The sequence below is a fragment of the Vreelandella neptunia genome (genome assembly GCF_022489065.1).
Lineage (GTDB): Bacteria > Pseudomonadota > Gammaproteobacteria > Pseudomonadales > Halomonadaceae > Vreelandella > Vreelandella neptunia_A.
In genome coordinates, this window is record NZ_JAKVTW010000015.1 from 54,476 (window position 1) to 75,226 (window position 20,751).

Consider the following 20,751-nt stretch of genomic DNA (forward strand, 5'->3'; position numbering starts at 1 on the left):
GGTTACAACATTCACATATAACAAACGGATCGCCTTATGTTTCAGCTCACTCGTAGTGTCACTTGGCAGGCGCTTGAACGCCTACGCGACAAAACTGCTAACGACCGCATTCGTGACTACTTCACCAATGATCCACAGCGCTTTGAGAAAATGAGCCTACGGGTGGGCGGCCTGTTTCTAGACTACTCCAAACACCAAGTCTCCGATGAAGTGCTTGCTAAGCTGATTGAACTGGCCGACCACTCTGCATTGGTACAACGCCGGGCGCAGATGTTCTCTGGCGATATCATCAACGTCACTGAAAACCGCCCGGTACTGCATACCGCCCTACGCCACTTAGGCGATGAACCGGTGTATGTGGATGGCGAAGATGTGATGCCTGAGATCACCCGTACCCGCGAGCAGATCAAGCTGTTCTCAGAAGCGGTGCGCAGCGGCGAATGGAAAGGCTACAGCGGCAAACGCATTAAAGACGTGGTCAATATTGGTATTGGCGGCTCGGATCTCGGCCCCAATATGGCGGTTCGCGCACTGCTCAAATATCGTCACCCGGAGCTCCACTTCCACTTTGTTTCCAATGTGGACGGCACCCATATTCAGAAGGTGCTTTCGCGGCTTGATCCGGCCACCACGCTGTTTATTGTCTCTACCAAGACCTTCTCTACACAGGAGACACTGCTAAACGCCAAAACAGCGCGGCGCTGGTTTGTAGAGAACGCGGGAGAAGATGCCGATGTGGGCGCGCACTTTATTGCCGCCTCCACCAACCGCAAAGCGGCCATGGAGTTCGGCATTCGCGAAGAGAACGTGTTCGAGTTCTGGGCCTGGGTGGGTGGACGCTACTCCATGTGGTCATCCATCGGCCTGCCGATTGCCCTTTCGATTGGTTTTGACGGTTTTATCGAGCTGCTGGAAGGCGCGCACGAGATGGATAACCATTTCATCAACGCGCCCTTCTCGCAAAACATGCCGGTGCTGATGGCGCTAATAGGCATTTGGTACATCAACTTTATTGGCGCCGAAACCCAAGCCATCGTGCCCTACGACCAGGCGCTGAATCAGCTGCCTTCTTTCCTGCAGCAGCTTGATATGGAGTCCAACGGCAAGTCAGTGGATATTTTCGGGCATCCGGTGAACTACAAAACCGGCCCGATTGTGTGGGGGCAAACTGGTTCCAACGGCCAGCACGCTTTCTTCCAACTACTGCACCAAGGCACCCGCTACGTGCCGATTGATTTTATTGCCTCACTCAAGCCCGAGCCAGGCGTCGAAGACCACCACTTCGCGCTGCTGACCAATATGCTCGCCCAGGCCAACGCCTTTATGGAAGGCAGCCAAGGCGATAGCAAAGAGCTAAGCCAGCACGACCCCTACAGCTGCCCCGGCAACCGCCCTTCCAGCACTCTACTGCTGGATGAGCTAACGCCGAAAAACCTGGGTGCACTAATCGCGCTTTACGAGCATAAGGTGTTCGTGCAAGGGGTAATCTGGAATATCAACTCCTTTGACCAGTGGGGCGTACAGCTCGGCAAGCGCATCGCCGGTGAAATCAGCGAACGCATCGACACCAACGCCGCCGATTTTGACACTTCCACTCAAGGCCTGCTGGAACTGGTTCGTGCTCACTTCCCTAATGGCGGCAGCGGCGAAAAGGAAAGCGCACCGACCAGTGCCGATAAAAAACCCACCAGGAGGAAGAGATAGGCTAGTTTGGAAAACGGATACAAACAAACGCCTTGGCTTGAAACAACCAAGGCGCTTTGAGTTTCTGCATACCGAAAGATGGAGTTACTAAGCTTTTAACAGTAGATCTTCACGAATAACCTCAGGGTGACGAAATGCGATTTCAACCAACGCCTTAGCGGGCCCAGAAGGTTTCCTGCGGCCTTGTTCCCACTCCTGCAAGGTACGTGGGGAAATATTGAGTGCCTTGGCAAACTCACCCTGTGTTAGACCTGCTCTACTTCGTGCCTCAGCTACCTCATTAGGCTCCACACGACTGACTCGGGCTGCTTTTCCTGCTTTCATTTCCTTAACAGATTGAAGCAGCTTGTTACCAAGCTCTTCTGCACTAATAGTTTCGTTACTCATCTTCCAACACCTCACGAATCGACTTCAGGATATGAGCGGGTATGTTCTCTTTAACAGCTTTTTTGTATATGACTAATAGCCAGATTTCACCGTTTACCAGTCTAGTAAAGTAAATGACTCGAGCCCCACCTCGCTTTCCGGTGCCCGCAACCGACCAACGGACTTTCCTACACCCACCGCTACCTGGGATGAGGTCGCCAATTTCCGGATTAGCTGCCAACCAGGCAAAGAAAGCTCCCCGCTCTTCCTCAGTCCAGATTTTTCTGGCATCCGCTGCAAATGTAGGGGTTTCAATGATGGTAAACATGATGAAAAGCATACGTCATTGACGTATGCATTGCAAGTATAGTAAAAAGAAAGCCCTTAAAATTCTGACTAATGGCGCTTATTAGCAAGTGGTCAGGTTAAGTCTAGAACTACTAATCTTCACAAGGAATAAGCGCCAACAGATCGGTGACGCCAATATCGGTACCGGCCTGGGAAAACAAAGTACTAACCTGCCCGCGGTGGTGAGTTTGATGATTAAAGAAGTGAACAATTAAGCTTGAGTAGCTCCGGGTTGATGCCACTCCCTTAGTGTTTTGGTAATTCAGCACGGTATCAAGATCGTCGTCAGTCAGCGCGGCTATCCAGTTGATAATTACGCTATCTAGCCATTGGCGATGCGCTTTTAGGCCTTCCAAATCGTCAAACATGATTTGATCAAGGCGTGTCGGAGTGGGTAGAGGCACCATGACCGCAAGTGTTGTGGTAGAAGAGGGATGGCTTGCAAACCGCTTAAGCCAAAGCGTGTCGGCTGCCACGATATGATTTAAAGTGCCAAAAATAGAGCCAAAGTAAGCGCCTCTCTCCTCTGCAAGTTCAGTTGTACTCAGCTTGCTAGCCGTATCGTATACCTGGGCGTTCATCCACTCGTTGTAAGTGGCCATCAGTTTGAAGTGTTGTTGAAGTTTCATGAGTTCAAAGACCTTTCCTTGTCAAGACTGCATCCTTTAAGAACGCTTGAAATACGGGGGATAACAGCGTTACCGCCCGCCTGCTACATCGATAAACGACCCCGTGACGTATGAAGCTTCATCCGAAAGCAGCCATGCAATGGTGTTCGCTACTTCCTCAGCGGTTCCGCCACGCTGCATAGGAATTTGTGGCGCTAAGCGATCCACCCGCCCTGGCTCACCACCATCGGCATGCATATCAGTGTAGATAAAACCGGGACGAACCGCGTTAACACGAATCCCCGCTGCGGCAACTTCCCGCGACAACCCCTTAGTCAGGGTATCCATAGCGCCTTTTGAGGTAGCGTAATCCACATACTCAAAGGGCGAACCTGTCTGTGATGCCAGTGAAGATACATTAACGATGGCACCACCTGATTTGAAGCGCCTAATGGCTTCTCTTGAACATAGAAAGCAGCTAACCACATTGCTATTCAGCACTTTATTGAAGCGTTCAAGGTCGATATCGACCAGCTTGGATTGAGTAAACAGAACGCCTGCATTGTTGACCAAATGCGTCACCTTGCCAAAGCGCTCTTCAACTGCATCAAACAGATGGATCACTTCCGCTTCACTGCTAACATCCGCTTGATAGGCAAACGCCTGACCACCAGCGCGAATAATGCAATCAACCACATCATCCGCCCGTTCTCTACTCACCAGGTAGTTGACGCACACCGCATAGCCTCTAGCGCCTAGCAATTTTGCACTCGCTGCTCCGATGCCTCGACTTCCCCCCGTCACGATAACCACTTTCGACATATTGCTTCCTCATTGACGCTTTGATGGCTAACAACCTCTAACACAATAAACTCGTCATAGTTTCTTGGGTAGCTTCACTCTAGCCACCTGCATCATTCAGTCATTTACTGGCTATTGATTTCTGTCAATTTCACAACTACTGTATATAAAATCATGAAAAAAGAGGTGGACCCATGGCATCTCTTGGCCATCCTGACCAGCCAACGGTTTATAAGGGCCGCGGAGCGACTTATGATCCACATAATCGTTTTGCGCCTACTCGCAGTGAGGTGGAAGACGACGGTTGGTGGCGGGAGGAAGCATCCACCACTATCGCCACCGAAGTGCGAGAAGAAGTAAGCAAAAGCGCGCTTTCCTGGAACAAGTCGCCGGATTTACCTTTTGATCGCTCGCTGAATCCATATCGCGGGTGTGAGCACGGTTGTGTGTACTGTTATGCCCGGCCCTCCCACGCTTATTGGGATTTATCGCCAGGGTTGGATTTTGAAACCAAGTTGATCGCTCGCAGCGGTTTAGTAGAGCGGTTAAAAGAGGAGCTTTGTCAGCCTAATTATGTGTGCCGCCCTATCAACCTTTCCGGCAACACCGACTGCTACCAGCCGCTTGAAGCCAAACACCAAACTACCCGACGTATACTTGAGCTACTGCTAGAGTGCCGCCACCCCGTTACGATTGTGACTAAAAGTACCCTAGTGCTACGGGACTTAGAGCTGCTGTCCGAAATGGCCGAGCACCGTTTGGTACGCGTCTTTGTGAGCTTAACTAGCCTGGATGCCAATTTGAAACGCACGCTAGAGCCACGTGCGGCATCGCCTCAGGCGCGCTTGCGGGCGATTCGTGAACTGAATACCGCGGGCATTCCAGTGGGTGCGCTGATTTCGCCGGTTATTCCGGGGCTAACCGATCATGAGATCGAAAAGCTATTGGAAGCCGCCAGCCGTGCAGGAGCGCGAACCTCCGCCTGGATGCTGCTGCGCTTACCCTATGAAGTGGCGCCGCTATTTGAAGCCTGGTTAGAAGCCCACTACCCGGAGCGCGCGGCGAAAGTGATGAGCCTAATGCGCCAGTGCCGTGGCGGTAAGGCATACGACGCCAAGTTTGGTAAGCGCTTTCGCGGGGAAGGGGTATTTGCCGATTTAATAGCGCAACGCTTTGCCCGCGCCAGCCGCCAGTGGAACATGCAGGATCGCACCGAGCAGGGCTTGAACACTCGAGATTTTCGCCCACCACGAGCGCAGCAGGATTTATTCATTTAAGCTAAGCAGCGACATTCATCAATTTGCTGCCAAGGAAGCCGAATGCCTGCTCTTAGCAAAACCAAATCGAGCTTTTACCGCCGCTTATACGTCGCCCATTTGATCGAACAAGGGGCTGCCAGCGTGCCTGCGCTAATCGAGGCGACCGGCATGCCGCGGCGCACCGCACAGGATACGATCACCTCCCTTGCCGAGCTGGATATCGAGTGTGTATTTACGAAGGATGACGGTGAGCGCCACAACATTGGCCGCTACCAAATACGCAATTGGGGTGCGATAGACCCACGCTGGGTGGCTACGAATGCCGAGCGGCTCAAGCAAACGCTCGGCTATGCTATTTAAGCCTTTCCGTCTGGCTCTGATTCTGGCTCTGCCCACGCTAGCCGCGCGGCATTGAGTGTGACGCTTAAAGAACTTGCCGCCATAGCGAGTACTGCCACCAACGGGGGTATTGCCATCAGTACCACCAAGCCGAGTGCCAGGGTGTTATAGAGCGCTGAAAAAAATAGGTTTTGAACCATGATGCGCCGGGTGCGCTTGGCAATACCGAGCAGTATTACTACCCCGCCTATTCCTGGTGTCATGAGTTGCGCGGAAGCGCCTTCACGGGCGGCCTCGCTGGCACTCAGCGGGGCAATTCCCACATCGGCCGCCGCCAAACTCAAGGTATCGTTTAGGCCATCCCCCACGTAGAGCGTTGGCGATGGCAGCGCCTGCAATAGACGCGCTTTGGCTTCAGGCGAACGCTGCGCATAGCAAGCTTCTCGCGCAAGCCCAACACGTTCACCTAACCAACTGACCGCGCCCTGCCGATCACCGCTGATCATTGCCACCAGATACTCTGCATCCACCAGGCGCATTACGCTTTTTGCAGCATCTCCCACTGGCTGATCAGTTAGATAGAGCGTGGCCAGCCAACCTTTGTCATCGGCCACCATTACTTGGGAAGCAAAAGCGAGTGCAGTGTCCTCCGCCTTGGAAGGCAGTGCTATCTGCTGGCGAGTAAACCAACTGGCACTACCTACCATCAGCCACTCACCATTACTTAGCTGGACACGGCGCCCTTCCCCAGGGGTTTCGCTTACCTCCAAGCACTGCTCAGTAAGCTGGCCATGTTGGTTGGCCGACCAGCGCGCTAATGCTTGCGCCAACGGGTGTTCGCTTCCCGCAACGGCAGCGCTAAGCTTACGCTGCAACATATGTTCATCAACACCATCCCGCGCTTGCCAGTGCAGCACTGAATGCATACCGGTTGTTAAGGTGCCAGTTTTATCGAACGCGACCGAGCGAATACGGGCCAACGTTTCGAGGGCGGCAGGGTCGCGTAGCGCAATTCCTTGCTGCATGGCTTGGCCACTACCTGCAAGGCTTGCCAATGGCACGGCAAGCCCCACAGCGCAGGGGCAAGCCACCACCAACACCGAAAGTGCACGTACAAACGCATCTTCCCAGCCCAGTCCAAATAATAACGCTCCGGGAAGCGTCAGAAACGCGAGTAACAGTGCTAGTGGGCTTAGCCAGGCGGCAAAGCGGTCAGCGAGCTTTTGAAGCTCGCCTTTTTTAGCCTGGTAGCGGCGCATTTCATCGCACAGTCTATCTAAACGTCGCTGGCCTACCCCAGCGCTTACCTGCATCACCAAAGGGGAGGCACCAAGGTAACGGCAACCAGCGTATATCTTCTGCCCTGCGTTGAAGTGACGCGGCAGGCTTTCACCGGTAAAAGAGGCGGTATCAATCCAGCCGGCGCCTTCAAGGATGCCATCTAGCGCCACCAGTTCACCCGGCGCTAGCTCAGTACGCATGCCAGCGCTCACTTCTCTCACGGGGAGTGAGCGCCAGGTGTCGTTTTGGAAAACACTGACGTTGGTGTCTGGCAGTGCCAGAGCATCCAACGCTTTTAACCCACGGTGACGGCACAGGGTTTCCATTAGACGCCCAACCAGCAACAGTACAATTAGCATCACCGCCGTATCAAAATAGACCTCAGTTGAGCCTCGCCATAAAAGTCCCACCGAGACGAACACCGCGCCAATAACGCCAAGGCTGATAAGGACATCCATACCGGGGCGTTTGGCCAACAGCGTGCGCCATCCCGCGCGATAAAAAGGCAGGCCTGCAAACAGCACAACGGGGAATGAAAACGCCCCCGATACCCAAGCGACTACCAGCTCAACCTGCTCGCTAGGCAGTGCCCCTGCGTAAATCAGTATCGAGGCCAGCATGGTCCACATGCCGAATAGTGACCCCACCATCAGCCTGAGCGTTAAGTAGCGGCTCTCCTCTTCTAGTCGCGCATGGGCATCAATCACCGGCTCAAGTTCACTGAGCCGATAGCCTAGACGTTTCACTTTGGATGCAATGACTGATAGCTGAGTGGCGGCAGGTGTCCCGCTTATGCAAAGCGTGGCACTGGGATAGTGCACGCTAACATCGCGCACGCCATCAAGACGTTTAAGTGCCCCCTCAACGGCCAAGGCGCAACTGGTACACCACATGCCGTGAAGGGTATAGAGCTGCTCTGAGTTGGTTTCCGCCTTGCCACTCACAGGCAAGGCGGAATACCAATAATCGGCATTGCCGCAAACACAACGCCTAGGGTAGAGAACAGATAGAGCCCGGCGGAGACGGTGGCATTGAAGCGTAGCCGCCCTTGATGGTGCTTAGCCATTCGATAGCAACCCACCGTTAGCGCCGCCAGTATGCCAATCGCCACAAAGCTGACTACAAGCAGCAGCGCGTTCACCAGCGTAAAAACGCCTTGCTCAGGAGCAGGCGGCGCCACTGCACAGGCCACCGCATGCCCGCCGTACACTGCCACAAACCAAGTACACCAAAGCGTTAAGCCAATGACAAAGTGTAAAGGGTGGGTAAGGTGTAAACGCTGCATTGTTGTCGTCATCGGCTTAGCTCCCTATTACGCGGGGCAGCACCGCCAGCGCGCCCACGATAATCCAAAACGTGACAACGTTATAACGCCATAGTTGTGCCACAACGGCAGGCTCGAAAGGGGCATGGGCTCCCACATAGCCATAACCCACTCGTAACCCCTGCAGCAGCGTAAGTACCGCCCCTAAGCCACCGTGTAACAAGGCATAGGCCAGCCCGACCATAATGATCGCATCATGGGAGGTCTCGGTAACGGCAAGGTTTGCGCTGAGTAATACCCAGAGCGTAACGCCAACCTGCACAAACCCTAGAGCACTGATACTGAACATGCCTATTGCCAGTCCTGCATCGCGCTGCTGGCGTAAACCCCGTACCAGTTTTTCGAGGATTCCCCCACCCACGGTGAGTGCTACCGCGGCAACGACGAGACCCACCAAAGAGAGCGGCGACGTCTCTGGCATCCGCCATTCAGGCGAAACCGTCCAGAGATAGAACCAGCCAAATAGATAGGATAGGAAAAATGAGCCGTTAGCGAGCATCGTAATCGACATCGCCCACAGACCGGGGCCATCCATTGTGCGCGAGTGTAGCGATGGATCACCTGGCGCTACATGCGCATCCGGAGCCGCTTTAGGGTGCGCACCATTTTCCCAGGACCAACGCAGCAGAAATAGTGCGGCTATTACCACGGCAATCCCGGCCAGCGGATAGAGCCGGGTCAGCAGACTGATACACACAACGGCCAGCGCCATGGCAGCGAACAGCGGCCACCATGAGTTACCTGGAAGGTGAATAATTTCGCGCACTTTACCGGTCAACGGATCAGTGCCCCACATCTCCCGGCGTCCATGGGTCGCCACTGCCAGGCTATGCTCGCCTGCCGCCATCGCGCGCGGTAGATCTGGGTCATCCCACAGGGGGTGGCGTGTCTCAATTTTCGGCAGGCTGACAAAATTGTAGGCACTGGGTGGCATGCTGTTGGCCCACTCCAGAGTATCCGCGTTCCATGGATTATGTTTGGCGGGCTTGCCAAAACGGAAGTGCAGCGCAAAATCAAGCAGCACCATGGCAATCCCTGCCGACATAACAAAGCTACTCATGGACGAGAGCAGATTGAAAATGTCCCAGCCCATACCCGTTTCATAGGAGTAAACCCGGCGCGGCATACCTAGCAAGCCCGTCCAGTGCATAATCAAGAAGGTGCCATTAAAGCCCAGGAAGGTGAGCCAGAAGCCCCACTTACCGAGCGTTTCAGAGGGCATACGTCCAGAGAAAAGCGGCAGCCAGTAGTACAGCCCGGCAATGAGCGGGAAGAACATCCCACCCACCAAAACGTAGTGCATGTGCGCTACCACAAAGTGGGTATCGTGCACCTGCCAGTTAAACGGCACCAGCGCCAGCATCACCCCGGTCAAGCCGCCACACACAAAAATAATCAAGAAGCCCATGATCCACAGCATGGGCAGCTTCATTTTGGGCTTACCCAGCCATAGCGTGGCCAGCCACACAAACACTTGAATCGCTGTAGGCACCGCCACCAACATACTGGCGGCAGAAAAGAAGGCTTGAGCCAGTTGGGGAATACCGACGGTAAACATGTGGTGGACCCAGAGACCAAAGCTGATGAATCCCGTGGTGATAATGGCAAACACCACCCAGCCATAGCCAACAATCGGCCTGCCAGCAAACACCGGTATCAGCGTGGAAACAATCCCCGCCGCCGGTAGGAAAATGATGTAAACCTCAGGGTGCCCAAACAGCCAGAACAGGTGCTGCCAAAGGATTGGATCACCGCCGCCAGCCACTTCAAAAAAGGGCATGCCCACCGCGCGCTCCAGCTCCAGCAAGATACTGCCCAGGATCAGCGGCGGAAAACCCACCACTATCATTAGCGCCATCGCCAGGATATACCAAGCAAATAGCGGCATTTTGTGCAGCGCCATGCCTTGGGTGCGCGTACGCAGTATTGATACCACCAGCTCTACCCCGGCAGATAGCGCGGAGATTTCAACAAAGGTGATCCCTAGCAGCCAAAAATCCGATCCTAAATTAGGCGAATACTCGCTGCTGCTTAGCGGCGTATACATGAACCAACCGCTGTCCGGTGCCATTTCCAGCACCAAACTAAATGTTAAAATGATGCCGCCGAACAGATAACACCAGTAGCCCAGCGATGTCAGCCGCGGGCAGACCAGGTCGCGGGCACCGATCATCTTGGGAATCATGTAAATCGCTAACCCTTCCAACATAGGAATAGCGAACAGAAACATCATCACCGTGCCGTGCATGGTGATGACTTGGTTATAGATATCCGGCGACATGAAGTCTTGATCAGGCAGCGCCAGTTGAGTACGCACCAGCATGGCCAACAAGCCGCCAATCAAGAAAAACACCATCCCCGTGACCATAAAACGTAGGCCAAGAGTGGTGTGATTCACGATAGTCAGTGCTTTCAAACCCCGTGGGTTACCCCATATTTCATGCAAATCGTTATGCAAGCGTTCAGGGTTTTCGGGTAAATCACCCTGCGGTGTGACTTCACGATTAATGGTGGTCATGGGGTTAGCGTCTCCAGCCAAGCACCCAGGGACTCCAAGGTGGCCGTCTCAATATCATCATGTGGCGGCATTTTGTTACCCGGTTTTAAGCGTTGGTGATGCTTAAGCCAGTGGGTCACAGCACCCTCCTCCATGGCCATAATGCCCGCCCCTAAGCTTGTGCGGCTGCCTAAATCTGAAAGGTCTGGCCCTTCTCCAGCAGTTGAGAGCCCGGCGACTCGGTGGCAACTCGCGCAATGGGTCATAAATGCCTCCCTGGCAGGTTCATGCTGTTGGTCGTTTTCAGCAAGCGACGTTAACTCATCCGTTTGGCGAGCAGCTAACCACGCGTCATACTCATCTCGCTCGACGGCTTCTACGTAGAGCTGCATTTGAGTGTGCTGGGCGCCGCAGAACTCTGCGCACTGCGCGCCAAACACCGCTGGTTCATCCGCTTCCAAGCGGATTTTGTTGACGCGCCCTGGAATCATGTCGATTTTCCCACCCAGGCGCGGCACCCAAAAGGCATGGATGACATCGGCGCCGGTAACGTGAAAATCAACCGGCTCGCCGGCAGGCATGATCAATTGATTAGAGGTGACTACCTCGCCCCCTTCTGCATCGGGGTAACGTACTTCCCACCACCATTGATGGCCGATCACTTCGATAACTTCCGGCGGCTCGCCTAGCGGTAGCGGCAGTAACCGCTGCCCGGCAGGCACGCCAAACGCCAGCAACGCCGTGATACTCGCGACGGGAAGTATGATACCGCCCCCAATGATCCAGCGGCGTGCAATACGACGCTCTTGGACGGGCGTGCGTGTTACCTCTTTGCGCTTAAAGGCATACAGCCACAGCGCCACCACAGTAACAAACACCACGGTGCCAAACCCGAGCATCACCCACCAGATCATCACAACATCTCGCGCTGCTTGGCCTGCCGGGTCTAGAATAGACTTATCTCCGGCGCAACCGGTTAGCAGCAGTCCCGCTAATAGTGCCAGTGGGACACCAGGCAGGTTGACCCGCTGCTGGGTTAAGCGTTGAATACTGAGCCTCATCCCTTGAATTCCTTTTTCTGCCCACAGGAAGTGACTATGGCAAAACCTCGCCAGCGCTCGATTAAAAGCCGCGCGTCTCTCGCCGGCCACCCGCTTCATCCCGTGATGATCCACTTTCCCGTTGCAGCCCTGATGGCCCTGGTCGCAAGCGACATCGGTTTCTTGCTGAGCGGTGACCCATTCTGGTTGCGCGCTAGTTTGTGGCTGGCAGGCGTAGGCGCTTTTGGGGGCTGGATTGCCAGTACAGCAGGGATTATCGATCTGGTCACCGTGCCGCGCATTCGTCGCCTGATTACCGGTTGGAGTCACGCCATCGTTGCGGTAGTGATGCTCTCGCTGGCGTCGTTGAACTGGCTGCTGCGCTTCAATGACCCCAGTGCAATTTTGCCATGGGGACTGGCCGTTTCGCTGATTACCGCTGGGCTGATTGCGCTGGCGGGCTGGCTGGGTGGGCAGCTTGTTTATGAGCACGCGGTGGGCGTCGATGTTGAAGATTAAAACTAACCAGTTAAAAGACACGGCGTTAGCTCCAATCCAGCGGTTTAGCCAAGACAAAGGCAAGCACACTGAGAATGGCCGTCAATGCAACGCACAGTGCGGTCCAATTGGCGGGCTTTACCCAGCGGTAATGGCCCATTTCCAAGCGCAGTATTAACCAGCCAAAACAGCCGTGGGCGGCCACCATCGCCACCACGGCGCCAAGCTTCAGGATCAGCCAGCCGCCTAAAATGCCATGCACAAGAAACAGCAATGTTCCCGAGGCTATTGCCACCAAAGCGGCTGGCGTAGCAACAGAGTTATAGAAAAACCGCGGCATCGGCGGCGTGCCCTGGGCAAAGCCCGAGTCCTTACGTAGCTGCAGCGTTTGGCTGAGCAAAGCGGGCAAATACAGTAGCGAACCGCACCAGATCACTAGCGCGGCAATGTGAAGCAGTTTTAGCCAGGGCATCGGAGCTTCCTTGCGTTGCGTAAGGCGGGATAAATTCACCCCCTAACCTTAGCCAACTCGCCGCTCTCTGGCTAGCCGTTTAATGCACTTGGATCTCGTAACCAGTGAATTTGCGGAGATTAATCACCCCGCTATCGAGTATCAAGTACTGCCCTTTGACGCCCTGCAGCACACCTTCCACCAGCGGTTGCTTGTCAAAATTATGTGAAGCCACTTTTTTCGGGAAAACACTGACGGGATAGTGGAAATTTTGTGGCGCCGCATCCAGCGTGCGAATGGCATCCGGACCGTGGGCCTCACGTAATTGACTTAAGCCATTGGCCAACAGGCTTAGTAAGCGGTCACGCTCAGCGACTAAATCCATCACCTCCACATCACCTTTTAGCATCGCCCGCCAATTGGTGCGGTCGGCTACCTGCTCTTTAAACAGCATCTCGACGAACCCGGACTGCTGACGAGTATCCACCTCAAGGATGGGCAGTGCCTGAATCGCGCCTTGATCCAACCAGCGGGTTGGCATTTGCGTTTTCCGCGTAATGCCCACCTTAAGGCCAGACGAGTTGGCCAAATAAACCACATGGGGCTGAAAGCAGTGCCGCTCGCCCCACTCCGGTTCGCGGCATGTGCCTTGAAAATAGTGACAAGTTTCCGGCTTCATAATGCATGTATCGCACTGCGCTAGCCGTTTGAAGCAGGGGTAACAGTGTCCCTGAGCAAAACTCTTTTTGGTCGCCCGCCCGCAGTGGGTACAGGCAATCGCGCCAGTCCAACGTAAACTAAGCTGCTCGCCGATGCGCTCATTAAGCGCGACACGATGCTCTCCGGCGCGCAAATGGTAGACCACCTGCTCTTCTTGGCGGCCAGGTAGTCCAGCCGCCATTTTGCTTAAACACCCTTGTACTGCTGCTTCAATCACGCGTGGCATCCCGTGCCAAACCCGCCATTTCAGGCGTTACGCCTGCGCCACTGGCTGCTGCCCCACAGGTGCGCTGCTCTAAATACCCCACCCGGTTCTCTTCTGGCACATTGTTCTCCACCTCAAAGCGCATCACCGCCTCCAAACAGAGCTCAGTCTGCTCAGGCGTCAAGCGGCGACTGTCAGGCCATTTGCGCAGTGACACTGCCTGTTTAAGGCTCTCGTAGATCGCTGGGGTCATCTGGTTAATCATTTTCTCGAACGTCATTTCGCTCATTACAGGCCTCTTAACGATTTTTTAAACGGCGGTATGAATAGTACCAGCCTGTGACAAGCCCCACGAGTAGCCCACCCAAGTGTGCCTCATTGGCTACATTGCCAAAGCCAACGCTGCCCGCCATATCTGTCATGGTGAACACCATCCAGCCGAGCATAAATACCACCAGCATCTGGGGTACAAAAAATCCACTGAGGGGTACCCGTCGAGACATCAACCAAACGTGTGCCAGCAACGCGTAAACCACCCCCGACATACCACCAAACAGTACGGTACCTGTCATGTATTGAGCGATGTTTGCACCAATACCCGCCACGATAAGCAGCAATAGCATGGTACGGCTGCCCTGTAGCGCCTCTATTTGACGACCGAAGTACCACACCCACATCAGATTAAAAATCAGATGCATCCAACCAAAATGCAGAAAGGCAGGCGAGAGTAAGCGCCACACTTGGCCGGAAGTAAGCGTTTGTGACAGCGTACCGAATACCAGCTCACCACCTGAAAGGCCGATGGGCACAATGGTTAACGTTACGATCAGTTGGTCACCAAAGATGCCTATTAGGGCAAATATCACCAGACTGATTGCGACCATCAGCGCTGTTACCGGCACTTTTTTTAGATAAGCCAGGGAGGTGGTCATGTTGCGTGAATGCTTGACCGAATGCTGAAGTTCCAAGGGCTCACCTCGGTTCCAGCGCTCTACCAATGATGTTAGTTCATCGCTTTGGCGTGGGTCGGCGATCCATAGCAGCTGGCCGTCGGCTTCATCGGTAATACGGTGGCCTATACGGTGTCGCCAAAGCGCCTGGCGCAATTCGCTCGTATCCGCGTGATCAGGCAAAAGCATCACTGGATGCATACTATCCCTCTAATCAATGCGCTGACGGCATGCTGACCGTAGCGAGTAGGTATTTACCAACAAACAGGCAAAAAAAAACCGGCGGTGGGGACCGCCGGAGAATAAAAGCAAGGGATCATTCAAGGGAACACTTACTCTGATAGCCGACGGCAGGGTTAGTTCAGCCGTTTTGCAAATTTTATGTAACGATATGTAATTTTTTAGTAGCGCGGGCTAATCGAAGTCGATTTCCCAGGGTTTAGGCAACGCCCGCTCCTCTTTTGGCACTTTAATCCAAACAAAGTGATCGGCATTTAATGCTGCCTCACCACTCCAACGATAAGCGACTAAACGTCCATATTTTACCGCACTGTAGTCTAGACAGGCGATATTGCGTGCGGGTAGCGCCGGAATTCCTTCGCACCAGTAGTGGCCGATAAATAGTGGAGGTTGTTCTGGCCCATAGTAACTTAATTGTTGTCGCTCTTCGGCTGAGAGTTCGCGCGCTTCGAGATCACCAGGCAAATTATCCGGCTGGAAAACCACATCGCCCCACTGCTGAGGGGCCTCGGCCCAAAAGTGGGCGCGAAAACTTTTCCGCGTAAAGCCATCACCAGAGTGTATCGCAATCCCTTCTGGCAAGGTGACATGCGGCCCCCGGGTGAGACGATCTAATATCCGAAACGCCTGGGTGGAAGGGTCTGTCGATTCGACCAAGAACTGCGAATCCATGCAGCGATCAGGACGGCGCTGCTTGAGCTCCTCGATCAACTTATCATCCCAACACGCATGCACTACGCGAATGCCATCTATCTCTAGGCAGAGCGGGATGGTTTTAAACCATGCCAGAGTATCGTCCCACTCGTTGGTAAAGTCGCGATACTGCTCCAGGGTATCTTGGATAATTCGGTTATGACGTGGCGTATGCTCTCGTAGCCAGCGTTTATGGCTACCTGCAGGGCCAGGATGGGTATACGCCAAGGCATTATATTCATGGTTACCCATGACGATATACGCTTCATCCTGTTCCACCATGCGGCGGGCAATGGTCACCGCCAAACGAATACGCGGCCCGCGGTCTATCAAATCTCCCAGGAAAATTACCTTGCGACGTGGATGCCTATATACACCGCTGCGCTGGTGATAACCCAATTTCTCCAGCAATGCGGCCAGCGTTGCGCCACAGCCATGGACATCGCCTATCAGGTCATACCCTTCCAGCGGAGGCCTGCCTTGCGTTTCACGCTGCATGCTTAATCCCCCAACCGGTGACTCCAGCCTAATTTGCTGCGAAGCACTTCGTAAAAATTGTGCCCGATAGGATGTACTAGCTGTACGCGCTCTGGCTTACGGGTAATCACCAGAACATCATTGGGCTTTGCTACCGCCCGCGTTTGCCCATCGCAGCTGATATGGGGGTAAGAGTGGTTGGTTTCACCAATATGAATACGGATTTCGCTAGCGGCATCGACCACGATCGGCCGACTCGATAACGTATGCGGAAACATCGGCACCAGCGTTACCACATCAAGCTTGGGATGCATTATCGGCCCACCGCCAGAGAGCGCATAAGCCGTGGAGCCCGTCGGTGTAGCAATAATCAGCCCATCGCTGCGCTGGCTGTAAACAAACTGGCCATCAATAAACAGCTCAAACTCAATCATGCGAACCGCTTTACCGGGGTGCAGCACCACTTCATTTAACGCATCACCATTACCTACGGCGACTCCATTTCGGTAAAGCACTGCATCAAGCAGGAAACGCTGTTCTATCTCAAACTCCCCTGCGAGCACCTCACCCACGCGGCTTTCAAGCTCATCCGGCGAGATATCAGTGAGAAACCCCAGGCGGCCGCGGTTAACCCCCAGAATCAGCGTGCCACTACGACATAGTGTACGCGCCGCACCCAGCAAGCTGCCATCGCCACCCACCACAATGACCAAGTCGCACAACTCTCCCAGCATGCGGCGGCTAGCTTCCGGTTGACCATGATAAGGCAAGGCGGTGGCCGTTCGATCTTCCACCAACACACTGTAGTCATGAGCCACCAGATAGGTGACAAGCCGCTTTAAGGAGTCGACCACTTTATCGCTACCCAGGCGACCAATCAGCCCAATGGTTTTAAAGGGTCTGCTGGGGCGTTCGCAGGTAGGCGACATAGCAGTTGGTATTGAGGTGTTGCTCATTGGCCGACTCTCGCTAACATAAGTCGCTATTATGGAGACACCTTACGTATCGGGCAAATAGGCTTAGCTAACGGCCACTTGGCGACGCTGGCACCACCAGTGATTGAGCCACAGTGAAGCCACTATAATAAGTGCCCCCAGTAGCAAGCGCGGAATATCCGCATCGCGGTTCCAAATCACCAGGTTAACGATTAAACCGGCGGGCACCAGCGCATTATTCATAATCGCCAGCGTACCTGCATCCACCTTGGTGGCGCCCTGATTCCACGCGAAATAACCGACACCAGAGGCCACCAGCCCCAGCCATGCCAGTACACCCCACTGCAGCGATGTGCTTGGCAGTGCTGCGCTATTACCAAAGAGTAAGTAAGCAGGCAGCGCGACCACCATCGCACCGATAAAGAACCAACCAAAGACGTTATGCCATGCCAGGGTAGGCGGCAAGTCTGCTGCTAAACGACGATAACCAACCTGCCCCAGAGCGAAACAAAGGTTGGCCCCTTGCACTACTAAAAAGCCCACCCAGAAACCGCTATCGATACCGTCATAGCGAATGACGCCTGCCCCGAGAACGGCAAGTAGTGCCGTCACAAGATAGATGGGAGTAAAGCGCCCAAACATTAGGTCATCCAATAGCGCGATATAAATAGGCGTAAAAATGGTGAACAGCAGTACTTCAGGAACTGACAGCAGTAAAAAGGATTGATAGAAGAAGGTGTACATAACACCCAACTGGATGGCGCCTAATGCCATTAACGCCAGCCTCTGCTTACCGCGTAGCAAACTGGGTCGTAAAAAAGGTAAGAACACCAGCATGGCCAGCGCCACCCTTAGGAGCACCGCAAAATAGCTGTCGACCTGCCCCGCCAGATAGACCCCTATCAGCGAAAATGAGAATGCCCACAGCGCAGTGACGCCAATTAGATAGCCCATCGTAAACCTCGATTTATAAATCAGTTTACGCGGATTATACGCACTTGGTAGAGAGTGCCAAGTAGTAAACGCTCATGGATGTGCTTAGTTAACGACGCTGCAACCACCAACATGCATAAACAGCACCGGGTAGCCAGCCAGTTAAGGTTAATAACACAGAGATTGCTACCCGTTGACCACCACCGTTAGTTAACCCCACCGCTAGAGGCGGCAGTAGCAGGGCCAGGGCATAATAAGCGAGCTTCAAGGCTTCGGGCTCAGGCACAAGCTCTGTTTGCTGAGCATGTTGCGCCTTAGCAGATACAGCCTGAACCGGCGCTGGCGTGACTTTTGGGGGCGGCGTAAAGTGCTCTACCGCACTTGAAGCTGGTGTTGCAGCGGCTTTAGCCGCTCGCTCCTGGGCAACACGATGCGCCTCTTTATCGATTTTCTGCTCTAGTGTTTCAGCCCCATCTGCGAGGTCATCATGGTGGCGCTCCCAATCTTCCCAATCATGTGGCGTGCCCGATTTAGGCCGCTGCTGCCCGGATCCACGGGCCCGTTCCCAAGCTTTCTCTTCAAGCGTGTTTGGGCGATCCGGATCTCGGTCAAGCCCTACCCCTTTGCGGTTTAGATACTCACGTGCATCCATGAAAGTCTCCCAAATGCCTTAATTAACGACGCGTTACTGCGCTTAGAAAATTAATGGCACATTTAATTCAGTACTTACAGCGTTGAATAAAGATAGCGTGTAGGCCGCACGCCATGTGCTAAATCACCTACATTTAATAGAGTCGATTCTACCCTAGTGCCTACAAAGACAAATTCGCAAAATGCACTGCCTGTGGTGCTTGTTTGCCACAGCGCTGAATACGATGAGCAAGGAGTACCCATGATTAATAAAGCACCCCCCAGCATTGTCCGCGACATCATGTCCCGCGATTGCTACCGCGTCTCGCCCGAAGCCTCAATCACTACGTTAGCCAAGGGATTAGCCCTGCACCGTTTACCCGGCGCGCCGGTAGTTGACGCCTCTGATCGCATAATCGGCTTTATTTCAGAGCAGGATGTATTGAGCCGTGTGCTTGATAGTATTTATCATGGTGACGAAGCGCCGTTGGTTAAAGAGATGATGCGCCACGAAGTACTTAGCGTGTCACCCAATAAGAGCATTACCGACTTGGCGCAAGAAATGCTCGGCCCCAAACCAAAAGTATATCCGGTAGTAGAACAGCAGCGATTAATAGGTATCGTGACGCGGCGTGATATCCTAATAGCCTTGCTGGCTATGCGGCCTTAGTGGCGCCCTTACCGGTCTTGTATTTCATTACCATAACCGTCAATGTTTAGACAAAAAAAACCGCTACTCAACGAGTAGCGGAAGCAAGGGATCAAAACAATAGAGCCAGAACAACAACTTTAGCGACTGCTATCGCGATGTTGCCTGTACTAACTCAGACACGCTGTGCAGGAAAAGTTCGCAAAAAAGTAAAATTTTCGACCCTTGCGGCGCCAAGCGTATAATTACGGAGCAATTTATCAACGATTGACGCCGAGGAGCACAGCGAATGGCGCTGTATTTGTTAGTGTTTGGAGTATGCCTGCTGGTGATTGGCGCGGTCATGTTGGTACTGATGACCTCAAGCACCCCACGCTACCGCACTGAACCCAAAGATTTATTGGCGCTATTTGATAAAGCGCTTAATAGCCAAGTGAGTGAAACCGAATGGAACGCCATGATCGGTTACCCCATCCGACACAACGAGTACTTGGACGACATCAGACGCCGGGCCGCCCACTTAATGGAGCAGCACGGAAGACGCTGGATGATTGCCCAGGGCAAACCGTTACTCAATCAAGAAGGCCAAGCAGAACTTCAGGCCCTTCGCGATCATTTGTCCGCCCATACGGCCCTCCGCCAGCAGTAGCTGTTGCGGTTCAGGAGACCTGCTATGCCGAGCACTATTCGACAAATTCCGCTAGCCAGCGCCACACATCACCACACCCATGATTTTCATCAAATAGTGATCACGATGTGCGGCTCGTCTGAATTTGAAATTGAGGGTCTAGGTGGTCGTGTCAACGCGTTTTCAGGCTGTATCGTGCCCGCCAACCACGAACACTACTACTCGGGTAATGGTTATAATCGGCAATTGATTCTCGACCTGCCTGAAGACGCGCCCGCCTTAACGGGTGAAAATCGCGAATTGGTAGCGCTATTTGATGCCCCGCGCTTTTTTGGCCTGGACAACGCACTACGCCACTATCTGGCTTTTATGGAAAGCGAACTTGCTCAAGGGTTTGATGCCTCTACCAACTCCTTTCAGCAAGACCGCTTAGCGGCCACCCTTCTAGGCTCCCTTAAAGCACGGTTGGGCGAAGCCAACCCATCCAATCAACGACGGCTGGATTTGACGCGCATCAATCGTTTTATTCATCAGCATCTCGCGGAGGAGCTACGCGTCGCCGACTTAGCAAGGCTGGCCTGCTTGAGCGAGGCACACTTTTCCGACTGTTTTCGCGCCCAAACCGGGCTCTCTCCCTGGCAATACGTAAAACGCCAGCGCCTAAATGCAGCGCGCCAGCTGATCTTGCAAAGCCGACTGCCCCTCACTGATATCGCTATTCAAACCGGGTTTGCCAATCAAAGTGCGCTTTCACATGCGTTTCGTCGCAGCTATGGATTATCGCCTCGCAAATTGCGTCAAGGTAACGCAGCGCCAGTAGCAGTTAGTGCATCAAACGCTGCTTTAGGGCCGCTGGCCGGGCAGCATAAATTCTACTAAAGTCGTAAAGTCGCTGTTTTTGCCACGGAATTGACACGTTTTGGCGTGAATCCGGCATACACCTGAGTTGGCCGCGCTCTACATTCGCTTATTAGCTTGGGCCTAACGTCCTGTTATCCATTCGTTGTGTTTAGACTTTCGGGGGCTGCAATGCTAAATGCCAAGAAAATGCGAAACCCAGCCATCTGGCAAATTGATCTCGACACACTTATGGCACGCACCAGCGATCACTACCTGCAATGCTTGGTGACTGAGAGAACTGACTGAGAGATCCATTACTAATAACACCGCTGCGT

Annotated in this window: 23 protein-coding genes; 7 read left to right on the forward strand and 16 right to left on the reverse strand. The window is 53.7% G+C overall.

Features of this window, described 5'->3' with window-relative positions:
- The first annotated feature begins 36 nt into the window (after window positions 1-36).
- Window positions 37-1,704 (forward strand): glucose-6-phosphate isomerase, encoded by a 1,668-nt coding sequence (gene pgi / locus MLE19_RS17055; protein ID WP_240719330.1) that lies wholly within the window; start codon window positions 37-39, stop codon window positions 1,702-1,704.
- A gap of 87 nt (window positions 1,705-1,791) precedes the next feature.
- Here pgi and MLE19_RS17060 read toward each other — a convergent pair whose 3' ends face one another.
- The 4 genes from MLE19_RS17060 to MLE19_RS17075 form a co-directional block, all read right to left on the reverse strand.
- Window positions 1,792-2,091 (reverse strand): helix-turn-helix domain-containing protein, encoded by a 300-nt coding sequence (locus MLE19_RS17060; protein ID WP_240719331.1) that lies wholly within the window; start codon window positions 2,089-2,091, stop codon window positions 1,792-1,794.
- The gene (locus MLE19_RS17065) at window positions 2,084-2,398 is read right to left on the reverse strand and encodes a transcriptional regulator (protein ID WP_240719332.1); all 315 of its coding nucleotides are present in this window, start codon (window positions 2,396-2,398) and stop codon (window positions 2,084-2,086) included. Before MLE19_RS17065 ends, MLE19_RS17060 begins: the two co-directional genes overlap by 8 nt.
- A gap of 112 nt (window positions 2,399-2,510) precedes the next feature.
- Window positions 2,511-3,047, reverse strand: coding sequence for a DinB family protein (locus MLE19_RS17070; protein WP_240719333.1), 537 nt, complete (start codon window positions 3,045-3,047; stop codon window positions 2,511-2,513).
- A gap of 69 nt (window positions 3,048-3,116) precedes the next feature.
- On the reverse strand, window positions 3,117-3,848 hold the full coding sequence (locus MLE19_RS17075) for an SDR family oxidoreductase (protein ID WP_240719334.1): 732 nt from the start codon (window positions 3,846-3,848) through the stop codon (window positions 3,117-3,119).
- A 173-nt stretch (window positions 3,849-4,021) separates the two neighbouring features.
- Between MLE19_RS17075 and MLE19_RS17080 the strand changes: the two genes are divergently transcribed.
- Together MLE19_RS17080 and MLE19_RS17085 are read left to right on the forward strand one after the other, a co-directional pair.
- The gene (locus MLE19_RS17080; RefSeq protein WP_240719335.1) at window positions 4,022-5,104 is read left to right on the forward strand and encodes a PA0069 family radical SAM protein; all 1,083 of its coding nucleotides are present in this window, start codon (window positions 4,022-4,024) and stop codon (window positions 5,102-5,104) included.
- A gap of 42 nt (window positions 5,105-5,146) precedes the next feature.
- Window positions 5,147-5,446 carry a winged helix-turn-helix domain-containing protein gene (locus MLE19_RS17085; protein ID WP_240719336.1) on the forward strand — a complete coding sequence of 100 codons (300 nt, stop codon included), beginning with the start codon at window positions 5,147-5,149 and terminating at the stop codon, window positions 5,444-5,446.
- Here MLE19_RS17085 and MLE19_RS17090 read toward each other — a convergent pair.
- Genes MLE19_RS17090 through coxB form a run of 4 tightly spaced genes read right to left on the reverse strand, consistent with a single transcriptional unit; the run spans window position 5,443 to window position 11,588 of the window.
- Entirely contained in the window at window positions 5,443-7,599 is a 2,157-nt protein-coding gene (locus MLE19_RS17090) for a heavy metal translocating P-type ATPase (protein ID WP_240719397.1), read from the reverse strand. The two genes, MLE19_RS17085 and MLE19_RS17090, sit on opposite strands and share 4 nt — an antisense overlap.
- Before the next feature lie 47 nt (window positions 7,600-7,646).
- Window positions 7,647-8,003 (reverse strand): hypothetical protein, encoded by a 357-nt coding sequence (locus MLE19_RS17095; protein WP_240719337.1) that lies wholly within the window; start codon window positions 8,001-8,003, stop codon window positions 7,647-7,649.
- Between the two features lie 4 nt (window positions 8,004-8,007).
- Entirely contained in the window at window positions 8,008-10,548 is a 2,541-nt protein-coding gene (gene ctaD, locus MLE19_RS17100; RefSeq protein WP_240719338.1) for a cytochrome c oxidase subunit I, read from the reverse strand.
- Window positions 10,545-11,588 carry a cytochrome c oxidase subunit II gene (gene coxB / locus MLE19_RS17105; RefSeq protein WP_240719339.1) on the reverse strand — a complete coding sequence of 348 codons (1,044 nt, stop codon included), beginning with the start codon at window positions 11,586-11,588 and terminating at the stop codon, window positions 10,545-10,547. The genes ctaD and coxB overlap by 4 nt, the downstream gene beginning before the upstream one ends.
- A 36-nt stretch (window positions 11,589-11,624) precedes the next feature.
- Here coxB and MLE19_RS17110 point away from each other — a divergent pair, with 36 nt between their 5' ends.
- The gene (locus tag MLE19_RS17110) at window positions 11,625-12,086 is read left to right on the forward strand and encodes a DUF2231 domain-containing protein (protein ID WP_240719340.1); all 462 of its coding nucleotides are present in this window, start codon (window positions 11,625-11,627) and stop codon (window positions 12,084-12,086) included.
- Window positions 12,087-12,111: 25 nt separating this feature from the next.
- Here the strand turns inward: MLE19_RS17110 and MLE19_RS17115 are convergent, their stop codons facing one another.
- The 8 genes from MLE19_RS17115 to MLE19_RS17150 form a co-directional block, all read right to left on the reverse strand.
- Window positions 12,112-12,537 (reverse strand): CopD family protein, encoded by a 426-nt coding sequence (locus MLE19_RS17115; protein ID WP_240719341.1) that lies wholly within the window; start codon window positions 12,535-12,537, stop codon window positions 12,112-12,114.
- 79 nt (window positions 12,538-12,616) lie between these two features.
- Window positions 12,617-13,417 carry a DUF2797 domain-containing protein gene (locus tag MLE19_RS17120; RefSeq protein WP_240719398.1) on the reverse strand — a complete coding sequence of 267 codons (801 nt, stop codon included), beginning with the start codon at window positions 13,415-13,417 and terminating at the stop codon, window positions 12,617-12,619.
- Between the two features lie 28 nt (window positions 13,418-13,445).
- A complete protein-coding gene (locus tag MLE19_RS17125) occupies window positions 13,446-13,730 on the reverse strand; it encodes a YeaC family protein (RefSeq protein ID WP_240719342.1) in 285 nt (94 codons plus the stop codon).
- Window positions 13,731-13,740: 10 nt separating this feature from the next.
- On the reverse strand, window positions 13,741-14,592 hold the full coding sequence (locus tag MLE19_RS17130) for a rhomboid family intramembrane serine protease (protein WP_240719343.1): 852 nt from the start codon (window positions 14,590-14,592) through the stop codon (window positions 13,741-13,743).
- Between the two features lie 213 nt (window positions 14,593-14,805).
- Window positions 14,806-15,822, reverse strand: coding sequence for a metallophosphoesterase (locus tag MLE19_RS17135; RefSeq protein WP_240719344.1), 1,017 nt, complete (start codon window positions 15,820-15,822; stop codon window positions 14,806-14,808).
- Between the two features lie 2 nt (window positions 15,823-15,824).
- Window positions 15,825-16,757: an NAD(+) kinase gene (locus MLE19_RS17140; RefSeq protein WP_240719345.1), complete on the reverse strand. Its 933-nt coding sequence runs from the start codon at window positions 16,755-16,757 to the stop codon at window positions 15,825-15,827.
- A 63-nt stretch (window positions 16,758-16,820) separates the two neighbouring features.
- A complete protein-coding gene (locus MLE19_RS17145; RefSeq protein WP_240719346.1) occupies window positions 16,821-17,690 on the reverse strand; it encodes a carboxylate/amino acid/amine transporter in 870 nt (289 codons plus the stop codon).
- Window positions 17,691-17,778: 88 nt separating this feature from the next.
- Window positions 17,779-18,321, reverse strand: a complete 543-nt coding sequence (locus tag MLE19_RS17150) for a YqaE/Pmp3 family membrane protein (RefSeq protein WP_240719347.1) — start codon at window positions 18,319-18,321, stop codon at window positions 17,779-17,781.
- 240 nt (window positions 18,322-18,561) lie between these two features.
- Here MLE19_RS17150 and MLE19_RS17155 point away from each other — a divergent pair, with 240 nt between their 5' ends.
- The 3 genes from MLE19_RS17155 (at window position 18,562) to MLE19_RS17165 (ending at window position 20,455) form a co-directional block, all read left to right on the forward strand.
- Window positions 18,562-18,969, forward strand: a complete 408-nt coding sequence (locus tag MLE19_RS17155; RefSeq protein ID WP_276322486.1) for a CBS domain-containing protein — start codon at window positions 18,562-18,564, stop codon at window positions 18,967-18,969.
- A gap of 268 nt (window positions 18,970-19,237) precedes the next feature.
- Complete coding sequence (locus MLE19_RS17160) at window positions 19,238-19,597, forward strand: hypothetical protein (protein WP_240719348.1); 360 nt, start codon at window positions 19,238-19,240, stop codon at window positions 19,595-19,597.
- Between the two features lie 24 nt (window positions 19,598-19,621).
- Window positions 19,622-20,455, forward strand: a complete 834-nt coding sequence (locus MLE19_RS17165) for an AraC family transcriptional regulator (protein ID WP_240719349.1) — start codon at window positions 19,622-19,624, stop codon at window positions 20,453-20,455.
- Window positions 20,456-20,751: the final 296 nt, after the last annotated feature.

What these genes read in the sequence shown, in the direction of transcription:
- pgi (WP_240719330.1), top strand. Translation starts at nt 37, where the DNA reads ATGTTTCAGCTCACTCGTAGTGTCACTTGGCAGGCGCTTGAACGCCTA.
- MLE19_RS17060 (WP_240719331.1), bottom strand. Translation starts at nt 2,091, where the DNA reads ATGAGTAACGAAACTATTAGTGCAGAAGAGCTTGGTAACAAGCTGCTT.
- MLE19_RS17065 (WP_240719332.1), bottom strand. Translation starts at nt 2,398, where the DNA reads ATGTTTACCATCATTGAAACCCCTACATTTGCAGCGGATGCCAGAAAA.
- MLE19_RS17070 (WP_240719333.1), bottom strand. Translation starts at nt 3,047, where the DNA reads ATGAAACTTCAACAACACTTCAAACTGATGGCCACTTACAACGAGTGG.
- MLE19_RS17075 (WP_240719334.1), bottom strand. Translation starts at nt 3,848, where the DNA reads ATGTCGAAAGTGGTTATCGTGACGGGGGGAAGTCGAGGCATCGGAGCA.
- MLE19_RS17080 (WP_240719335.1), top strand. Translation starts at nt 4,022, where the DNA reads ATGGCATCTCTTGGCCATCCTGACCAGCCAACGGTTTATAAGGGCCGC.
- MLE19_RS17085 (WP_240719336.1), top strand. Translation starts at nt 5,147, where the DNA reads ATGCCTGCTCTTAGCAAAACCAAATCGAGCTTTTACCGCCGCTTATAC.
- MLE19_RS17090 (WP_240719397.1), bottom strand. Translation starts at nt 7,599, where the DNA reads ATGTGGTGTACCAGTTGCGCCTTGGCCGTTGAGGGGGCACTTAAACGT.
- MLE19_RS17095 (WP_240719337.1), bottom strand. Translation starts at nt 8,003, where the DNA reads ATGACGACAACAATGCAGCGTTTACACCTTACCCACCCTTTACACTTT.
- ctaD (WP_240719338.1), bottom strand. Translation starts at nt 10,548, where the DNA reads ATGACCACCATTAATCGTGAAGTCACACCGCAGGGTGATTTACCCGAA.
- coxB (WP_240719339.1), bottom strand. Translation starts at nt 11,588, where the DNA reads ATGAGGCTCAGTATTCAACGCTTAACCCAGCAGCGGGTCAACCTGCCT.
- MLE19_RS17110 (WP_240719340.1), top strand. Translation starts at nt 11,625, where the DNA reads ATGGCAAAACCTCGCCAGCGCTCGATTAAAAGCCGCGCGTCTCTCGCC.
- MLE19_RS17115 (WP_240719341.1), bottom strand. Translation starts at nt 12,537, where the DNA reads ATGCCCTGGCTAAAACTGCTTCACATTGCCGCGCTAGTGATCTGGTGC.
- MLE19_RS17120 (WP_240719398.1), bottom strand. Translation starts at nt 13,417, where the DNA reads ATGGCGGCTGGACTACCTGGCCGCCAAGAAGAGCAGGTGGTCTACCAT.
- MLE19_RS17125 (WP_240719342.1), bottom strand. Translation starts at nt 13,730, where the DNA reads ATGAGCGAAATGACGTTCGAGAAAATGATTAACCAGATGACCCCAGCG.
- MLE19_RS17130 (WP_240719343.1), bottom strand. Translation starts at nt 14,592, where the DNA reads ATGCATCCAGTGATGCTTTTGCCTGATCACGCGGATACGAGCGAATTG.
- MLE19_RS17135 (WP_240719344.1), bottom strand. Translation starts at nt 15,822, where the DNA reads ATGCAGCGTGAAACGCAAGGCAGGCCTCCGCTGGAAGGGTATGACCTG.
- MLE19_RS17140 (WP_240719345.1), bottom strand. Translation starts at nt 16,757, where the DNA reads ATGAGCAACACCTCAATACCAACTGCTATGTCGCCTACCTGCGAACGC.
- MLE19_RS17145 (WP_240719346.1), bottom strand. Translation starts at nt 17,690, where the DNA reads ATGGGCTATCTAATTGGCGTCACTGCGCTGTGGGCATTCTCATTTTCG.
- MLE19_RS17150 (WP_240719347.1), bottom strand. Translation starts at nt 18,321, where the DNA reads ATGGATGCACGTGAGTATCTAAACCGCAAAGGGGTAGGGCTTGACCGA.
- MLE19_RS17155 (WP_276322486.1), top strand. Translation starts at nt 18,562, where the DNA reads ATGATTAATAAAGCACCCCCCAGCATTGTCCGCGACATCATGTCCCGC.
- MLE19_RS17160 (WP_240719348.1), top strand. Translation starts at nt 19,238, where the DNA reads ATGGCGCTGTATTTGTTAGTGTTTGGAGTATGCCTGCTGGTGATTGGC.
- MLE19_RS17165 (WP_240719349.1), top strand. Translation starts at nt 19,622, where the DNA reads ATGCCGAGCACTATTCGACAAATTCCGCTAGCCAGCGCCACACATCAC.